The sequence below is a fragment of the Thiorhodovibrio winogradskyi genome, from assembly GCF_036208045.1.
In the GTDB taxonomy this organism is placed as follows: domain Bacteria; phylum Pseudomonadota; class Gammaproteobacteria; order Chromatiales; family Chromatiaceae; genus Thiorhodovibrio; species Thiorhodovibrio winogradskyi.
This window is the reverse complement of sequence record NZ_CP121472.1, coordinates 4,544,170-4,558,971: the sequence shown is the minus strand read 5'-3', so window position 1 is coordinate 4,558,971 and position 14,802 is coordinate 4,544,170. Positions and strand designations below refer to the sequence as shown.

General features: G+C 63.0%; 13 protein-coding genes and 1 pseudogene. 6 read left to right on the top strand and 8 right to left on the bottom strand.

Features of this window, described 5'->3' with window-relative positions; genetic code table 11:
- Positions 1-145: 145 nt before the first annotated feature.
- From Thiowin_RS20935 to Thiowin_RS20925, 3 genes are all read right to left on the bottom strand, one after another.
- The gene (locus tag Thiowin_RS20935) at positions 146-919 is read right to left on the bottom strand and encodes an SDR family NAD(P)-dependent oxidoreductase (protein WP_328988139.1); all 774 of its coding nucleotides are present in this window, start codon (positions 917-919) and stop codon (positions 146-148) included.
- Between the two features lie 67 nt (positions 920-986).
- On the bottom strand, positions 987-1,700 hold the full coding sequence (gene ubiG / locus Thiowin_RS20930) for a bifunctional 2-polyprenyl-6-hydroxyphenol methylase/3-demethylubiquinol 3-O-methyltransferase UbiG (RefSeq protein ID WP_328984909.1): 714 nt from the start codon (positions 1,698-1,700) through the stop codon (positions 987-989).
- 411 nt (positions 1,701-2,111) lie between these two features.
- On the bottom strand, positions 2,112-2,921 hold the full coding sequence (locus tag Thiowin_RS20925; protein WP_328984908.1) for an undecaprenyl-diphosphate phosphatase: 810 nt from the start codon (positions 2,919-2,921) through the stop codon (positions 2,112-2,114).
- 743 nt (positions 2,922-3,664) lie between these two features.
- Here Thiowin_RS20925 and Thiowin_RS25485 point away from each other — a divergent pair.
- From Thiowin_RS25485 to Thiowin_RS20915, 3 genes and pseudogenes are all read left to right on the top strand, one after another.
- Positions 3,665-3,934, top strand: a pseudogene (locus tag Thiowin_RS25485) (hypothetical protein); the annotation flags it as partial.
- Positions 3,935-3,979: 45 nt separating this feature from the next.
- Positions 3,980-5,773, top strand: coding sequence for an SPOR domain-containing protein (locus tag Thiowin_RS20920; protein WP_408034242.1), 1,794 nt, complete (start codon positions 3,980-3,982; stop codon positions 5,771-5,773).
- A 47-nt stretch (positions 5,774-5,820) separates the two neighbouring features.
- Positions 5,821-6,894: an FAD:protein FMN transferase gene (locus tag Thiowin_RS20915; RefSeq protein ID WP_328984906.1), complete on the top strand. Its 1,074-nt coding sequence runs from the start codon at positions 5,821-5,823 to the stop codon at positions 6,892-6,894.
- On the opposite strand, the gene Thiowin_RS20910 is transcribed toward Thiowin_RS20915, so the two are convergent.
- Together Thiowin_RS20910 and Thiowin_RS20905 are read right to left on the bottom strand one after the other, a co-directional pair.
- A complete protein-coding gene (locus Thiowin_RS20910) occupies positions 6,854-7,798 on the bottom strand; it encodes a trypsin-like peptidase domain-containing protein (protein WP_328984905.1) in 945 nt (314 codons plus the stop codon). The two genes, Thiowin_RS20915 and Thiowin_RS20910, sit on opposite strands and share 41 nt — an antisense overlap.
- Positions 7,795-9,036, bottom strand: a complete 1,242-nt coding sequence (locus Thiowin_RS20905; protein WP_328984904.1) for a D-alanyl-D-alanine carboxypeptidase/D-alanyl-D-alanine-endopeptidase — start codon at positions 9,034-9,036, stop codon at positions 7,795-7,797. The genes Thiowin_RS20910 and Thiowin_RS20905 overlap by 4 nt, the downstream gene beginning before the upstream one ends.
- A gap of 174 nt (positions 9,037-9,210) precedes the next feature.
- On the opposite strand from Thiowin_RS20905, the gene Thiowin_RS20900 reads away from it, so the two are divergent.
- Positions 9,211-10,230, top strand: a complete 1,020-nt coding sequence (locus Thiowin_RS20900; RefSeq protein WP_328984903.1) for a class 1 fructose-bisphosphatase — start codon at positions 9,211-9,213, stop codon at positions 10,228-10,230.
- Positions 10,231-10,376: 146 nt separating this feature from the next.
- Complete coding sequence (folK, locus tag Thiowin_RS20895; RefSeq protein ID WP_328984902.1) at positions 10,377-10,937, top strand: 2-amino-4-hydroxy-6-hydroxymethyldihydropteridine diphosphokinase; 561 nt, start codon at positions 10,377-10,379, stop codon at positions 10,935-10,937.
- Positions 10,938-10,993: 56 nt separating this feature from the next.
- On the opposite strand, the gene Thiowin_RS20890 is transcribed toward folK, so the two are convergent.
- On the bottom strand, positions 10,994-11,779 hold the full coding sequence (locus Thiowin_RS20890) for a substrate-binding periplasmic protein (RefSeq protein WP_328984901.1): 786 nt from the start codon (positions 11,777-11,779) through the stop codon (positions 10,994-10,996).
- Positions 11,780-11,781: 2 nt separating this feature from the next.
- Positions 11,782-13,212, bottom strand: a complete 1,431-nt coding sequence (cysG, locus tag Thiowin_RS20885) for a siroheme synthase CysG (RefSeq protein WP_328984900.1) — start codon at positions 13,210-13,212, stop codon at positions 11,782-11,784.
- Between the two features lie 186 nt (positions 13,213-13,398).
- Here cysG and Thiowin_RS20880 point away from each other — a divergent pair, with 186 nt between their 5' ends.
- A complete protein-coding gene (locus Thiowin_RS20880) occupies positions 13,399-13,728 on the top strand; it encodes a rhodanese-like domain-containing protein (RefSeq protein ID WP_328984899.1) in 330 nt (109 codons plus the stop codon).
- A 109-nt stretch (positions 13,729-13,837) separates the two neighbouring features.
- Here Thiowin_RS20880 and Thiowin_RS20875 read toward each other — a convergent pair whose 3' ends face one another.
- Complete coding sequence (locus Thiowin_RS20875; protein ID WP_328984898.1) at positions 13,838-14,701, bottom strand: HDOD domain-containing protein; 864 nt, start codon at positions 14,699-14,701, stop codon at positions 13,838-13,840.
- Positions 14,702-14,802: the final 101 nt, after the last annotated feature.

Below are 14,802 nucleotides of genomic sequence, written 5' to 3'. Positions count from 1 at the left end.
TAGGTCATGAGAAGACGCACCATTTTGGCGCGTCATGAAGCGGCTGGAAGCCGCTTCTACAGCGAATAAGACACCCGAATTTGGAATTGCTGTAAAGGGGCTCTCAAGGATCCTGAAGACCAGCGGCGGGCTTGAGAAAAACGACTCAAGCCGTCCCGGCAGGATAACAGGGCGCCGTAAGCCGTTGCCCGCTCACGCCCCGGCTTTCGGGACCGAGCAGATACAAAAAGCTTGGAGCGACTGACTCGGGGGGTGGGTGATTGCCCGGATGTTCGCCCGGATAAAGAATCCGGCGCATGGCGGTGTTGAGAATGCCAGGGTCCAGGCTGTTGACGCGAATTGGCTGCTCGGCCTGGTTCTCCGCCGCCAGCACCTCCATCAGCCCCTCCAGACCACATTTAGCCGCGGCAAAGGCCCCCCAGTAGGCCAGTCCCTGACGGCCGACCCGATCAGCGGCGAACACCAGGCTGGGGTCGGGCGCCGCGCGCAGCAGCGGCAAACAAGCCTGGGTGAGCAGAAAGGGCGCGGTCAGGTTGACCCGTAGCACCCGTTCCCAGTCCTTGAGCTCATAGTCATCGATGCGCGTCAAATAGGGCGCGAAGGCCGCGCAATGGGCAATGCCATCAAGGCGTCCGAACTCGTTGCCCAGGGTGTCGGCGGCACCGATGAAGAGTGCTTCGTCGCCCTTTTCCAGATCAAGCGGAAAACTGGCCGGCTGGGGTGCGTCGCTTGCTTCGATCTCGTCGTATAGCCCATCGAGGTCGGTGTCCTCATAGTCAACCAGCACCAAGGTGGCGCCATGGCGGGCGCAGGCCAGCGCGACGGCGCGACCAAGCCCCTCGGCGGCACCCGTGACCAGGATCACGCGCTCGGCGAGCAGATCGGGCGGAAAGGAAAGAGAGTGGGTGCTTGGGTTCATCGCGAGAGGCGCCTGTGGGACCGTGGCGGTGACGGACAGGGGGTGTTTTTGCATGGCGGGGCGGGGCTCAAGCCGGACGTTGGCAGCTCAGCAGGTAATTGACCGAGACATCCTTGGGGTCGAGTCGGTAAACCCGGGTCAGTGGGTTGTAGGTCATGCCGCTGATTTCATCGAGCCGCAGGCCGGCGGCGCGGGCAAAGCATGCCAGTTCGGACGGACGCAGAAAACGCGCATAGTCATGGGTGCCTCTTGGCAGCATCTGCAGTAAATACTCAGCCCCTAGCACCGCGAACAGATAGGACTTGGGGTTGCGATTGAGCGTGGAGAAGAACAGATATCCACCGGGGCGCACCAGCCGGGCGCAGGCGCGCACCACCGAGGCGGGCTCTGGCACATGCTCGAGCAGCTCCATGCAGGTGATCACATCGAAGCTTGCCGGCGCCTCCTCGGCCAGGGTCTCGGCCGAGGTGCGGCGGTAGTCGACCTGCACGCCGGTTTCAAGCGTGTGCAGCTCGGCGATGCGCAGTGGCATCTCGCCCATGTCGATGCCGGTGACCTTGGCTCCCCGCGCGGCCATGGCCTCGGACAGAATGCCGCCGCCGCAGCCGACATCCAGCACCTCCTTGCCCTCGAGCTTGACCTTGCGTTCGATAAAGGCCAGGCGCAGCGGGTTGATGTCGTGCAGGGTTTTAAATTCGCTGTCCGGGTCCCACCAGCGCGCGGCTAGTTGCTCGAACTTGCTGATTTCGGCGTGATCCACGTTCGCGCTTGCTTGCGTCATGAGTGTCGGAAGTCTCTAGCGGTTGATGTCAGCGGTCTGATGTTTGGCTGCCGGTGCATATACCGAACCCACATTGGATATCGGCTTGTTTTGGGCCGGGTGCCGGGCGCGGGGGTCTTGGCGGCATGGATGCCGCCATGAAGCCTCCAGGGATGGATTCACGGCGTCCCCCGCGCCCGGCACCCGGCCCAAAACCGAAAACTCATTTGCGATTGGTATAGTTTGGCATAAACCAGTTGGTCAGGCAGCTCCCGGGTTTGATCAAAAAATGAGCAATCAGTTGGAAGGTGTTCATTTTCCATGCAAAAAACCTGGTCTTTAACAGCTTACCCACAGGGTTGCTGGGCGCCGGTGTGAAAAACTCAGGTGTTTCGGCTGCTGCTTGGCAGCTGCGCGATAACAGCGCCAGGCTTACAGGATGCGAATAAGAATGATGCCACCAAGCAGCACACGATAGAGCACGAAGGGCAACATGCTGACGCGCTCGATCAGCCGCAGGAAAAAATGAATGGTTGCGTAGGCCACCACGGCAGAGATCAGGGCGCCCCCGCACAATGCCAGCCAGTCCACCGGCTCTGGACTGGTCAGGAGATCGCGGGTTGCCACCGCGCCCGCGAGCAAAATGGTTGGAATTGACAGCAGGAAGGAGAATCTCGAGCTGGCCTCGCGCGTCAGGCCAAGCATCAGGCCGGCGGTCATGGTGACGCCCGAGCGCGAGGTGCCCGGAATAATGGCCAGCGTCTGAGCACAGCCGATGGCCAATGCCGCCTTCCAGTCCAGCTTGTATTCGTCCTTCACCCGCCGGCCGCGCCAATCAGCCAGCCATAGCAGCAGACCAAAGCCAATGGTGGTGGCGGCAATCACCAGAGCAACCAGGTGCTCGTCCTGGCGCAAGACCTCCAGTAGGGTCTTGAGCGGCAGCCCCAGGAGCAACAGCGGCAGGGTGGCGATGACCAGCATCCAACCCAGGCGACGCTCCTGACGCGCCTGGGCGTGCTGGGAACGCCCGAGCATGGCGCCCGTCATGGTGATGAGTTCCCGGCGAAAGTAGAGCATCACCGCGCAGAGGGTGCCCAGGTGCACGGCCACGTCGAAGGCCAGGCTCTGAAGCCCGTAACCCAGGAGCAAAGGGGCTAAAATGAGATGGGCCGAGCTTGAAATCGGCAGAAATTCGGTTAAGCCCTGGGCCAGGCTCAGAAGCGTGATCTGACTAAGATCCATGGGTGAGTCATCCTAGTGCGAATGTGCCTTGTCCGGAGGACCTCGGCGGATGCTGCCTTGGTTTCCTGATCCTTGGTTTCCCGATGAGCCCTGGCCGTGGCGCGGCGAAAAACGCATTGAACATGGGTATAGAATGCTGCTGATTGCCTTGAGCGAGTGACAAGCCCCTGGGGTCTGAGATGCAGGACAAACACCAACAGCCAGAAGCGGCCGTTGCGCCGGAGCAGCCAACAACTGGCGAGACCGTTGCGCGGGTCATGACCAGTCTCAATATGCTGCGCGGCCGCTCTGACACCTTCGTGGCCAACCCGGATGGGGCATTTGACGCTGAGTCAGCCGCCCCCGTCAATGCGAATGCCTTGACCGCGCGGCTGAACGCCTTCATTGATGCCGCCGAGCGCGCGCTGGAACAGGTCATTGATAGCGACGCGCGTCTGCCCGCCGCCCTGGTACCCGCTGGTCTTGCCGAAAGCGACTCCAGCGGCGTGCCAGTCCCGTCGGAAACCGGGATCGCCGCCTTGCCAAGTCTGCAGTGCGGGCTCGCGGCCCTGCGGCTCGAGGTGCAAATGCTGATCAATGGCGCGGACGATTTTGCCGCCGATCCGCGGGATCAAGCCCGTTTTGATCGCCTTGACAAGCGCCTTATCCATGCACAAAAGACGCTCGCGGAGTTTTCAACCCTGCACGAGCGAGCGGAGGAGGAGGTGGCGGAGTATTTGGCTGGCTTGGCGCCCGGTAACGGGGAGCCGGCACCGGGGCCGGAACCAGAGCCGGAGCCAGAACCTGAACCGGAGCCGGAACCAGAGCCGGAACCGGAGCCGGAACCAGAGCCGGAACCAGAGCCGGAACCAGAGCCGGAGCCGGAACCAGAGCCGGAGCCGGAGCCGGAAACAGAGCCGGAGCCGGAGCCAGAACCGGAGCCGGAACTAGAGCCGGAGCCGGAACCAGAACCGGAACCAGAAGACAGAGCAAATGCTGGTCCAGAGGCTTCCTTCTTCAGTGCCGCCGACAAGGAGGAAATTGCCTCGGTTGCCAATGAGCTTTTTGCCGCGACCGGCATGGATGAGCCGGAAACCTCGGCGACGCACCATGACTCCGGAGCCGGCCAGGATGACGCACCCATCTCCGAACCAGACCCGCAGCCACAGCCAATTCGAGCCGAGCCCCGGGAGGATGCCAGCATGGCGCAATCAAGTGACAAGGTCGCCGACGCCAAGAGCGCGGATGACAGTCTCAGGTCCCAAGACCTTTTGACAATGAGGGCGCCAGTTGCCCCGGACGAGGAGGCCATTGACCTGGCCGAGGCGGAGGAATTGGCCGATGCCTTCGATGAGATCGAAGATCGGCGCGCCGCTCCCCTGGATGATGAGTGGAGTGAAAATGAGCAACAACAGGGGCAGGTCATTGATCACCCAAGTGATGCGTCATGGGAAGACGCGCTGACCTCTGAAGACCCAGAGCCTGAAGACCCGACGCCTGAAGACCTGGATCCCGAAGACCCAGAGCCTGAAGACCCGACGCCGGAAGACCTGGATCCCGAAGACCCAGAGCCTGAAGACCCGGTCACCGAAGATCCGATCGCTGCAGAGAGCTTTGCCCAGGCCTTGTCCGTGGAGGAAGGCGCGTCACCCGCGCCGCTTGAGGAGCCGCTCGAGATTTCATCTCCGGCGGAGCCAGAGGATGTTCTCTTCTCCACTGGCCAGCCAGCCGCGGCCTTGTCCCCAGCGACAGCCTTCGCCAAGGAACCCCCACCGGTCAGTTCGGAGGATGCCCTGGCAAAGCAAGCGCCACCCCCGGATTCAGGTCGCAATTCACCTTCTGAGTCACGCCGGGATTCACGCCGGGGCGCACCTCGGGCGGCACCCCAGATGCCGGGCAGCGCTGAGTGGAGCCAGCAGCTCCAGCAAATCCAGCGTCACATGGCGATGGGGCTGGGAGCGGTCACCGTCCTGGCCCTGGCGCTCTTCGGGCTCGGTTGGTGGCTGTTCGGCACTGGCCCTGACGCGGGTGGGGGAGAGGCAGCGCAAGCACCCACGATGGCATCTGGACTTCCCCCCGAGTTCGCGCGAGCGGTGGAAGGGCGCCTTGCCGCCATCGAGGGTGAGTTCGAGGGCGTGGAGCAGCGCCTGGCGCGGCTCGAGCAACAGGCGACCGCCCTGACGGAGTACTTCGCGGGCAGGAACCGAAGCGCGCCAGATACTTTGCCGGGCGGCGCTCCGGCTTTCGTGCAAGCTCCGGCATCCGAGCCCATGCCGGGGGTGCCGGGTGTGTCAGAATCGCCAGCCAGTCAACCGCCGCGCGAGGATGCGGGCATGTCTGATGATCCATCTCCCGAGGCCGATGCGGCCGAACCGGCTCGACCACCCGATGACCAAGAGGAGATCCAGGCTGACGCGCCGCTGGCGCGGGCGCAAGAGGCTCCGGCTCCGGTTTCAGATCAAGCTTCGGCCCCGGCCTCGACCCCAGCCCCGTCCGAAGGCCCAGCGGAGGCGGATGCGACTGCATCCTCGCCGGCGGTGGACCCGGGGATGCTGGGCCTGACTCCGGCCAGCAATAGTCTGGTACTGAATTCCGTGCGCTATGGCATTCAGCTTGGCGCCTTTGGCCTTGAGGAAAGCGCGCGACAATTGGCGCGCCAGAAAAGCGCCGATGGTCAGTCGTTGTACTTCTTCCGCTCGGGCCCGAATGGAAAAATGATCGCGGTGATTCAGGGGTTGTACACCAGCAACCAGGAGGTATCGGAAGATCTGCCCGCGGTGCGCCGGAGCTACCCGCAAGCCTGGCCGCGTCGCTTTGACCCGGGCACGGAGCTGACGCTGTTTAATCCCACCGCCGCGCCGTCAAACCAGTGATGCCCTTGCGATCAGGGTCGGTGAGACCAGACGCCGGCGCTGGTTGGATGACTGTGACAGCGCGCTGGGCAGGTCGCCTGCAACTGGGGCTCGCGCTCTTGCTGCTTGGTGCCTGCGGTGGGCCCGAGCCGCCCGGGTTGCTCGAGCTCAAAGGGCGGACCATGGGAACCAGCTACTCGGTGCAGGTGGCCAGGCCGCCGTCGGATCTCGACCGCGCCGCCTTGCAGCAGTCTATCGCCGAGGAGTTGGCGCGCATTAACGCGCGGATGTCCACCTATGATCCAGACTCCTGGCTCTCGCGCTTTAATCAGTCGGACTCAACCGACTGGTTCGCGGTCCCACCCGAATTGGCGCGGGTGGTGGCGGAGGCACAGCGGATCAGCCACCTGAGCGGGGGGGCCTTTGATGTCAGTGTCGGGCGCCTGGTCAATCTGTGGGGCTTTGGGCCTGAGTTTCATCTGGATCGGACACCGACGCCCGAGGCCATCGCCGAGACGCTGGCGGTGACCGGCTACCACAGCCTTAAGGTGCGCGCCGACCCGCCGGCACTGCGCAAAACCCAGACCGAACTTTATGTGGATCTCTCCGCCATCGCCAAGGGTTATGCGGTGGACCGGCTGGCCGAGCTATTGGCCGCGCGTGGGGTCACGGATTATCTGGTGGAGGTGGGGGGCGAGCTGCGCGCCGCCGGCCGCCATCCCCAGCGGCCCTGGCGCGTTGCCATCGAGCGCCCGGCCAACGAGCGCCTGAAAAGCGGTGGGCGGGCGGTCTTTCGTGTCGTGCCGTTGCGGGATGTCGCCATGGCCACCTCGGGCGATTATCGCAACTTCTTCGAGCAGGACGGGGTGTTCTACTCCCACACCATCGATCCCGCGAGCGGCCGACCGGTCGATCATCGTCTGGCCTCGGTCAGCGTGCTGGATGAAAGCTGCATGCGCGCCGATGCCTTGGCGACTGCCCTGCTGGTGCTGGGGCCGGAGCGCGGCCTGGCGCTTGCCAAAGAGCAGGGGATTGCGGCCTTTTTCATCGAGCGCTCAGAATCAGGCTACCAGGCGCGGATGAGCCCGGCATTCGAGCAACTCACGGCAGCGCCCGGCGCGCCGAATCCGTCTGTCCCATGATGCGGGCAAGGGATTGCCTGACGCGATTGCTTGGCACGGCAAAGCCGATGCCAATATTGCCGCCAGCGGGGCCGAGCAGGGCGGAATTGATGCCGACCACCTCGCCCGCGAGGTTAATCAGCGGTCCGCCCGAATTGCCCGGGTTGATGGAGGCATCGGTCTGGATCAGATCGCCCAGCCGGTCGCCAGCGATCCCGGAACGCTCGAGCGCGCTGACAATGCCCGAGGTGACCGTCTGACCCAGCCCGAAGGGGTTGCCGATCACAATCACGAAATCCCCGACTTCCAGGGCGTTGGAGTCACCCCATGTCAGTCCGTCGATGGCCACCGGCGGAATGCGCAGCAGGGCGATGTCAGAGCCCGGGTCACGACCGATGACTCGTGCTTTGAGGTTGCGCCTGTCTTTCAGGGTGATAGTGATGTCGGTCGCGTCCTCGATGACATGGGCATTGGTCAGCACCAGTCCGCGACGGCCGTCGAGCAGAAAGCCGGAACCCACGCTGCCATGTTGCTGGACGCCGCCGCCCGGAGGAGGCAGCTGGATGTCGAAGTTCTCGAGAAAACGGCGGAATTGCGGATCGCGCAGGAAGGGGTGATCCTCGATCATGACCTCCGAGACCACCGATACATTGACTACCGCTGGGGTAATGCGTGTCAGCATGGGCGCCAGCGAGGGGTAACCGCCGCTGGCCTTGCGGTAGGGCACCTCGGGTATCAGCGCGGATGCGGACTGGGCCGCCGGGCTTTCTGGCACAGGCGATTGCCTGCTGGCTGTTGGATGGGTGCCTTGGCAGGCAGAGGTGGTCAAGACCAAAAACGCGAGCGCCAGCCTGCCTGTGCCTCGCGGCCAAGGGCGATTGGCTGGCAGACCGCCGGGAACGGCCGCGATGACTGCTTGTGTCATGGTGCCGGGGTTGCCAGAGTCGGCGCGTCCGCCAGGGCTTGCGCCAGGCGCCGCCGCAGGTCATGGGGCGCTGGCTGGTTGATCATCAGGCTGAAGGGCACCCAGCCCCCGGGGCGCTCGACAAAACCCGCGTAACAGCTGACGCCGCTCAGGGTGCCGGTCTTGGCGCGCACCCGGGGCTCATTGTCCTGCTCCGGCAATAACGGGCGATAGTCGGCCAGGGCGCCGAGGAGCTCGATGAGTTGCTCGCCGCTCAGGCGGTTGCCGCGCGAGAGCCCCGCGCCGTCCTCGATGCGAAAGTTGCGCCAGCCAAATTTTCGCCTTGCCCAGTCTTCTATCTGTTGTTGCGCCTGAGCAAAATTGGTCTCGCCCGCCCGTTCGCCAAGCAGCAGGAAGAGGTTGTTGGCGACAAAATTGTTGGAATACTCAAGCATGCCGCGAATGATTTGCTCGAGGCTTCGGCTGTTGGCATGCGCATGCAGCCGTTTGGCGCTTGCGGGCACCGGGCCCATGAGCAGGTCGTCCTCCACTTGAATGCCTGCCTGTCGCAGCTTGGCGGTCAGGATTTCGGCAAAATAGGTGAGCGCGCTCGCTCGGGTGCCCAGGTTGATGCGATGTGTGCCGGCCCCCAGTCCGGCACCCAGGCGCAGGCCGGTGGCCGTCAGCGGTGTTTGTGGCTCGCCACTGCGAATGCCCGCTTGCCCGATGGAGAGATTCACTGTGTTGAAGTTGACCGCCAGTGCCGACAGGGGCGCGTCATAGGGGTTGTTGCTGCCTGAGCGTCCGGGAACCCGCAAGTCGCTTGCGTAGAGTCCGTCGTCCAGACCCAGTCCGCTGACCCGGTCCAATCCGCCCGTCTTGAGCGCCTGGACCAGGCGATCAATCTCCTCCGCGACCAGGTAGGGATCGCCGCCGCCCTTGATCCACAGCCGCCGATTGGCGTCGAGCAGCACCTCGGTGGTGAAGCGATGCGCCAGCCCCCAGCGCTCAATGGCCGCCAGCGCGGTCACCAGCTTCATGGTGGAGGCGGGGATCATCGGGGTGCTGGCATGGTGGTTAATCAGCCGTTGCCCGGCGGGCCCGACGACCAGGCTGGCCTGGTCCATTGCCAGGACTTGCTCGATGGGGCCAGCGAGGAGCGGGGGTGCCCAGGCAAGCAGCAGGCTGAAGGCAAGCACGAGCGCGGCAGGTCGGTCGGTCAGGCGGCGGCGGTCATGCGGATCTTGGTTGTGGTTCATGGGGCGGGCCCTGCATGGGTTAAGTCGGTTGCGCGAACGCGCCTGTTGGCCTGCGGGTTCATCGCGGCGTCGAATCCAAGCCAAAAAGCGACTATAATGCGTGGTTTTTGCACCGGCCGATGGCCCGCGGGCCGCTTCGGCCGCTTATGGCTTGACTCAAGAGGTTTTATCACCATGCCACACGGAACGACCATCACGCAGTTTATCAGCGAAGAACAACGCCGCGCGCCAGGCGCGACGGGTGATTTCACGGCGCTGCTGAACGATATTGTGACAGCGTGCAAGATGATCTCCAATCAGGTCAATCATGGTGCCCTGGTGGGCGCCCTGGGCAGCGCTGGCAGCGAGAATGTGCAGGGCGAGACGCAGAAAAAGCTCGACGTGCTCTCCAACGAGATCTTTCTGCAATGTAACGCCTGGGCCGGCCATCTCGGTGCCATGGCGTCCGAGGAAATGGATGACATCTACCAGATTCCCGATGAGTATCCGCGCGGCAAGTATCTGCTGACCTTTGACCCGCTCGATGGTTCGTCAAACATTGACGTGAACGTTTCGGTTGGGACCATTTTCTCCATCCTCAAGTGTCCGGGTGGCGCCGAGAAACCCACGGTGCGGGACTTTCTGCAGGCTGGCACCCAGCAGGTGGCGGCGGGTTACGCGCTCTATGGCCCCTCGACCATGATGGTGCTGACCAGCGGCAAGGGCGTGAATGGCTTCACGCTCGATCAGAACATCGGCGAGTTTATTCTCACCCACCCGAACATGACCATACCGGCCGATACCCGAGAGTTTGCCATCAATGCCTCCAACAGTCGCTTCTGGGATGCCCCGGTGAAGCGCTATGTCGATGAGTGTCTGGCTGGCAAGGAGGGCCCACGCGGCGAGGATTTCAATATGCGCTGGATCGCCTCCATGGTGGCCGAGGTGCATCGGATTCTGACCCGTGGTGGGGTGTTCATGTATCCCATGGACGCGAAAATGCGCTCCAAAGGGCAGGGCGGCAAGTTGCGCCTGATGTACGAGGCCAACCCCATGTCCTTTATTGTCGAACAGGCCGGCGGCGGTTCCGTCATCGGGCGGGAACGCATCATGGAGTTGCAGCCGGAAAGCCTGCACCAGCGGGTGCCGGTGATTCTCGGCTCGCGCAACGAGGTCGAGCGCATCCGCCAATATCACCAGGAAGCCGCCAGCTAATCGCCACCAGCGAATGGCCACCAGCGAATGGGCTGAAGGTCAATCGCGATTGGCAACATTCTAGGCAAGCGCGCCGCCGTGGTGCTGGGTCTTGAGGGTCGGTTCACCGGCACTCGGGTTCGGCCACGGGGGCTCCCAACCCGTGCATGACGAACAACCCGCACCCTCAGGCGCCGTTGCAAGCGGGCGGCGAGCGCATGGCCTATCTGTCCATCGGCTCGAATATCGATGCCTTGCGCAATGTCAGGCGCGCTCTCGCGCTGTTGCGTGCGCTGCCTGATGTTACCCGGATGGAGGTCTCGAGCCTCTACCGCACCAGAGCCTGGGGCGGGGCGACCGAGGCGGAATTCCTCAATCTGGCCGTGGCGCTGCAAACCGATCTTTCGGCGCGGAGGCTGCTGACGCGCACCCAGCGGATTGAGCTTGCGCTTGGGCGCGAGCGTTCCCATCGCAACGCGGCGCGCACCATGGATATAGATCTGTTGCTGATTGGCGCTGAACTGCATCAAGACGCGGACCTATGCGTGCCGCATCCCGGCTTGCTTGAGCGCGATTTCATGCTGTTGCCGTTGCTGGAAATCGCGCCCGACCTGTGCGACCCCAGGACGGGTGAATGGCTGGCCGATCAGTGCGGGCGGATTCGCTACCGGCAGATTATCGAGCGTGGGCCCATGCCGCAGGGGCCAGAGGAGACTTCGGTGTCCTAGCCAGGAACCGCTCCAATCATCGGAATGTCCTTTGCTTTTGTATGAGTCGCGATCCGTCACCGGATCCCTTCAATGCGCATCGGAATCCAGCGGCTGATCAAACGTTCAAGAGCGCCATCGGTTTGCCACTGGGCGATCGCCCTGTTGATGCGCGCGAGTAGGTGAACGTCCTTCTCGCGCACGGCCCAGACCAGATGCTCGCTGAGCAGTGGGTCAAGCAGTGCCGTTAGCTCGGATTCCTCGGGATCCGCAAGCAGGTTCCAGGCGCGTAGGCCGTCGAGTACCAGCAAGTCAAGTTGCCCGGCTTTGAGCGCGATCAGCGCTTGCCATGCCTCGGGGAAGGGAATGCGTTCAGCCTGGGGCATGAGTTCGTGCACCGCGCGCGCCGCCGTGGTGCCGCGCTGAAAACCGACCTTACCATGGGTGGAGAGTATATCGATCTTGCGTGTATAACGCGCCAAATCCTGCTGTCGCACCAGCGCGAGTTGCCCGGTTCGCAACAATGGGGTGCTGGCTAACAGGCGCAGCGCGCGTAACTCCTCATTCGGCAGTGTGCTGAGCATCAAATCGATGCGCCCGCCCTTGAGCGCGGCAATCAGCTCGCGCTCTGGTAGCTGACTGAGTCTGAGCTCCATGCCCAGTTGCTCGCCAAGCAGGCTGGAGAGGTCAACGGCAAGGCCGCTGAGCACGCCCTGGCTGACGGTTGCCAGCGGCAGGGAGGATTCGCGGGCAATACCAACATGCAACTCAAGATCGCTACCGGCCATGGCGGGCGTGCCGCCAAGGCTCAGCATGAGGCTCAGCCAGACCCCGGGCCACAAGGCGGTCGTTGCGCGGCGCAAGATTAGTCGCCCGGCAAGATGGGCGTGGTGGCGCCGCGCTCTGGATCCGGCTTGGCGCTGAACCAGGCCAGTTTGTCCCGCAGCTTGACGACCTCTCCCACAATGACGAGCGTTGGCGGTTCCGGCGGGTCCTGCGCGACCTTGGTCAGTATGTCATCAAGCGTGCCAACATAAACCTTCTGCATGTGAGTTGTTCCCTGCTGAACCAGCGCGATCGGCATGTCGCGCGCCACGCCATGCTCCATGAGCTTTGCCACGATCACCGGCAGTCCGACCAGCCCCATGTAAAACACCAGCGTCTGGTGGGGATGGGCTAGTTGTGGCCAGTTGAGGTCGATGCTGCCGTCCTTGAGGTGGCCCGTGACAAAGGTCACGGATTGCGCGTAATCGCGATGGGTCAGCGGAATGCCGCCGTAGCAGGCGCAGCCAGATGCCGCCGTGATGCCGGGCACCACCTGGAAGGGCACCCCTTGCGCGGCCAGGGTGTCGATTTCCTCGCCGCCGCGGCCAAAAATAAAGGGATCACCGCCCTTGAGACGCAGCACCCGATGTCCTTCCTTGGCCAGGCGGGCAAGCAGGGCGTTGATTTCCTCCTGGCGCATGGCGTGATGGTTGCGTTCCTTGCCCACATAGATGTGGCGGGCGTCGCGCCGCACCATGGCCAAAATGGGCTTGGCAACCAGGCGGTCATAGACCACGACATCCGCCTGCTGAAGCAAGCGCAGGGCGCGGAAAGTGAGAAGGTCGGGGTCGCCGGGGCCGGCGCCAACCAGATAGACTTCTCCCTTGCCCGAGTCGGTGATGCCCATGTCAAGCTCGCGCTCCATGGTCTGATCAGCTTCTTCAAGGTGGCCAGAGAATACACGCTCGGCAACGCCCCCCTGGAGTACCCTGTCCCAGAACCGGCGCCGGTCGCGTTGATCATCAAAACGCGCCTTGACCCGGTCACGGTAGCGCGCGCATAGCGCGGCGAGGCGCCCGTAGCCAGCTGGTACCAGTGATTCCAGACGTGCGCGAATCATGCGTGCCAGCACGGGTGAGGCGCTGCCGGTTGAGACCGCCACCACCACCGGCGAGCGGTCGATAATGGCCGGCATGAGAAAATTGCAATCCTCTGGCTGGTCGGCCACATTCACCAGCAGTTTGCGTGCCTTGGCCTGTTCGGCGATGGAGCGATTCAGCGCGCGGTTGTCGGTGGCGGCAATGACCAGGGATGCTTGCTCGAGATCTTTTTCGACAAAAGCGCGTAAGCCGAGGGTGATCTTGCTCGTGTCGGCGAGCGTCTGAATCTCCTGGATGACCTTTGGGGCGATGACCCGCGCGCGCGCACTAGCCGCCAGCAGATGGTTGAGCTTGCGTAACGCAACGCGGCCCCCGCCGACCACCAGGCAAGGGCGGTCTTTGACATCAAGAAAAATCGGTAATTGTTCCATGAAGGGATAATGACAGGAAATGATAATGACAGCGGATAGGGGACAGCCTGGCTGACCTGGGTGCATGCTTGCCTGGGCGCCTTCGGATCAGGCTAATTCAGGCTAGCGGCAGCGTTCGAGGCTTGAGCCACGGCTGCCAAGGTACAACAATATACGAAGATTTCAGCCTGACGGGTAGGAGAAACAGTGGTTCGAGAAATAGATTCCGATTCCCTTAAAACGCGTCTGGATGCGTCCGACAACCTCCAGCTGGTCGATATTCGCACGCCAGAGGAGGTGGCTCAGGGCGCCATTCCGCGGGCAACGCATCTCCCCATGCATCTGCTACCCCTGCGCCAGGGCGAGCTGCCGCGCGACCGGGATCTGGTGATCTACTGCCGCAGTGGCGCGCGTTCCTACCATGCCTGCCAGTTTCTGATGCAGCAGGGGTTTGACAATGTGATCAATCTGCGCGGAGGCATCATCGATTGGGCGCGGCAGGGGTTCGTGATCGGAGGGCTGGACAAGTCTGGTTGATCCCGTGCCCGGTTGAAGAGACTAGCAAGGCCCAGCGCACGGGTTGCGACTTGAGCCTAGCTGTCCAGAGCACCTGCCATGACAGCTGCCAGCACATCGACCAGCGCATTTACCAGACCATGGATGCCCCGGGAACCAGAACCTCAAACACCTCCATCACTTGCAAACTGATATCAAGGGGCAGGGATGTCGCCTGATCCTGGTCCAATCCAAGACGCTCGGCGATTGCTTCCATGCCTTGAGGGGGGGCGGCTTCGGTCGACTCGGAACTCTTGGCCTGAACCAATCCAGCGATCATTTCGGCGCCGTGGATGGTCTCGGCTTCCTGGCGATATTGCCCGGCGCCTTCAGGATGCTGATGATGGGCCACGGCTTGCCAGATTCGCTCGGGAAAATGCCAGTCGCGCAAGAGTTCGCCGCCAAGGGTGGCATAGTGAAAGCCGAAGATGGCTTCCTCGGCCGCCGCCGGAGTAAGCCCCTCGTTCTCAATGCGTTCAAGGACTTTCAGATAGTCCCGCGGGCAGCGGCTGAAAAAGACCAGCTTGCCAATGCCATGCAGCAGCCCGGCGAGGAACAGCTGCTCGCCACCCTTGTGCCCCAGGCGCTGGGCGATTTCTCGGGCGGCGACCCCGCAGGCAACCCCATGGAACCAGAACTGCTCCATGTTAACGCGTTCCGGTGGCAAATCCTGAAAGACCGCGACGGCGGATGTGGCCATGACCAGATCACGCAGCGCCCGAAAGCCAATCATTGGAATCGCTCGTGTGACGCTGTCAATCGGCGCTTGCCGGGCGTAGAGAGCGCTATTGACTAGGCGTAACAAGCGTGCGGCGAGCGCCGGGTCGGTCAGTATCACCTCGGCGAGGTCTTCAATGGTGGTCGCCTGATGGTCGATCAGCTCGTTGATGCGCAGCGCGGCTTCTGGAAAAGAGACAAGATTGTCGACTTCGCGGACCAGGGATTCGGGCGTCATGGTCGCAGCGCTCCTGCTCGGCGTGGGAGGATTTGGTTCACCTTTGAAAATACGCCATTCTTGAGCGCTTGGCGAGCCCTGCGCGCGGCAGATGTTGCCCT

Bases quoted from the DNA above. Each gene is read 5' to 3' on its own strand.
- Thiowin_RS20910 (WP_328984905.1), bottom strand. From the start codon at position 7,798: ATGACACAAGCAGTCATCGCGGCCGTTCCCGGCGGTCTGCCAGCCAAT.
- Thiowin_RS20900 (WP_328984903.1), top strand. From the start codon at position 9,211: ATGCCACACGGAACGACCATCACGCAGTTTATCAGCGAAGAACAACGC.
- folK (WP_328984902.1), top strand. From the start codon at position 10,377: ATGACGAACAACCCGCACCCTCAGGCGCCGTTGCAAGCGGGCGGCGAG.
- Thiowin_RS20935 (WP_328988139.1), bottom strand. From the start codon at position 919: ATGAACCCAAGCACCCACTCTCTTTCCTTTCCGCCCGATCTGCTCGCC.
- Thiowin_RS20875 (WP_328984898.1), bottom strand. From the start codon at position 14,701: ATGACGCCCGAATCCCTGGTCCGCGAAGTCGACAATCTTGTCTCTTTT.
- Thiowin_RS20905 (WP_328984904.1), bottom strand. From the start codon at position 9,036: ATGAACCACAACCAAGATCCGCATGACCGCCGCCGCCTGACCGACCGA.
- Thiowin_RS20920 (WP_408034242.1), top strand. From the start codon at position 3,980: ATGGATGAGCCGGAAACCTCGGCGACGCACCATGACTCCGGAGCCGGC.
- cysG (WP_328984900.1), bottom strand. From the start codon at position 13,212: ATGGAACAATTACCGATTTTTCTTGATGTCAAAGACCGCCCTTGCCTG.
- ubiG (WP_328984909.1), bottom strand. From the start codon at position 1,700: ATGACGCAAGCAAGCGCGAACGTGGATCACGCCGAAATCAGCAAGTTC.
- Thiowin_RS20915 (WP_328984906.1), top strand. From the start codon at position 5,821: ATGACTGTGACAGCGCGCTGGGCAGGTCGCCTGCAACTGGGGCTCGCG.
- Thiowin_RS20925 (WP_328984908.1), bottom strand. From the start codon at position 2,921: ATGGATCTTAGTCAGATCACGCTTCTGAGCCTGGCCCAGGGCTTAACC.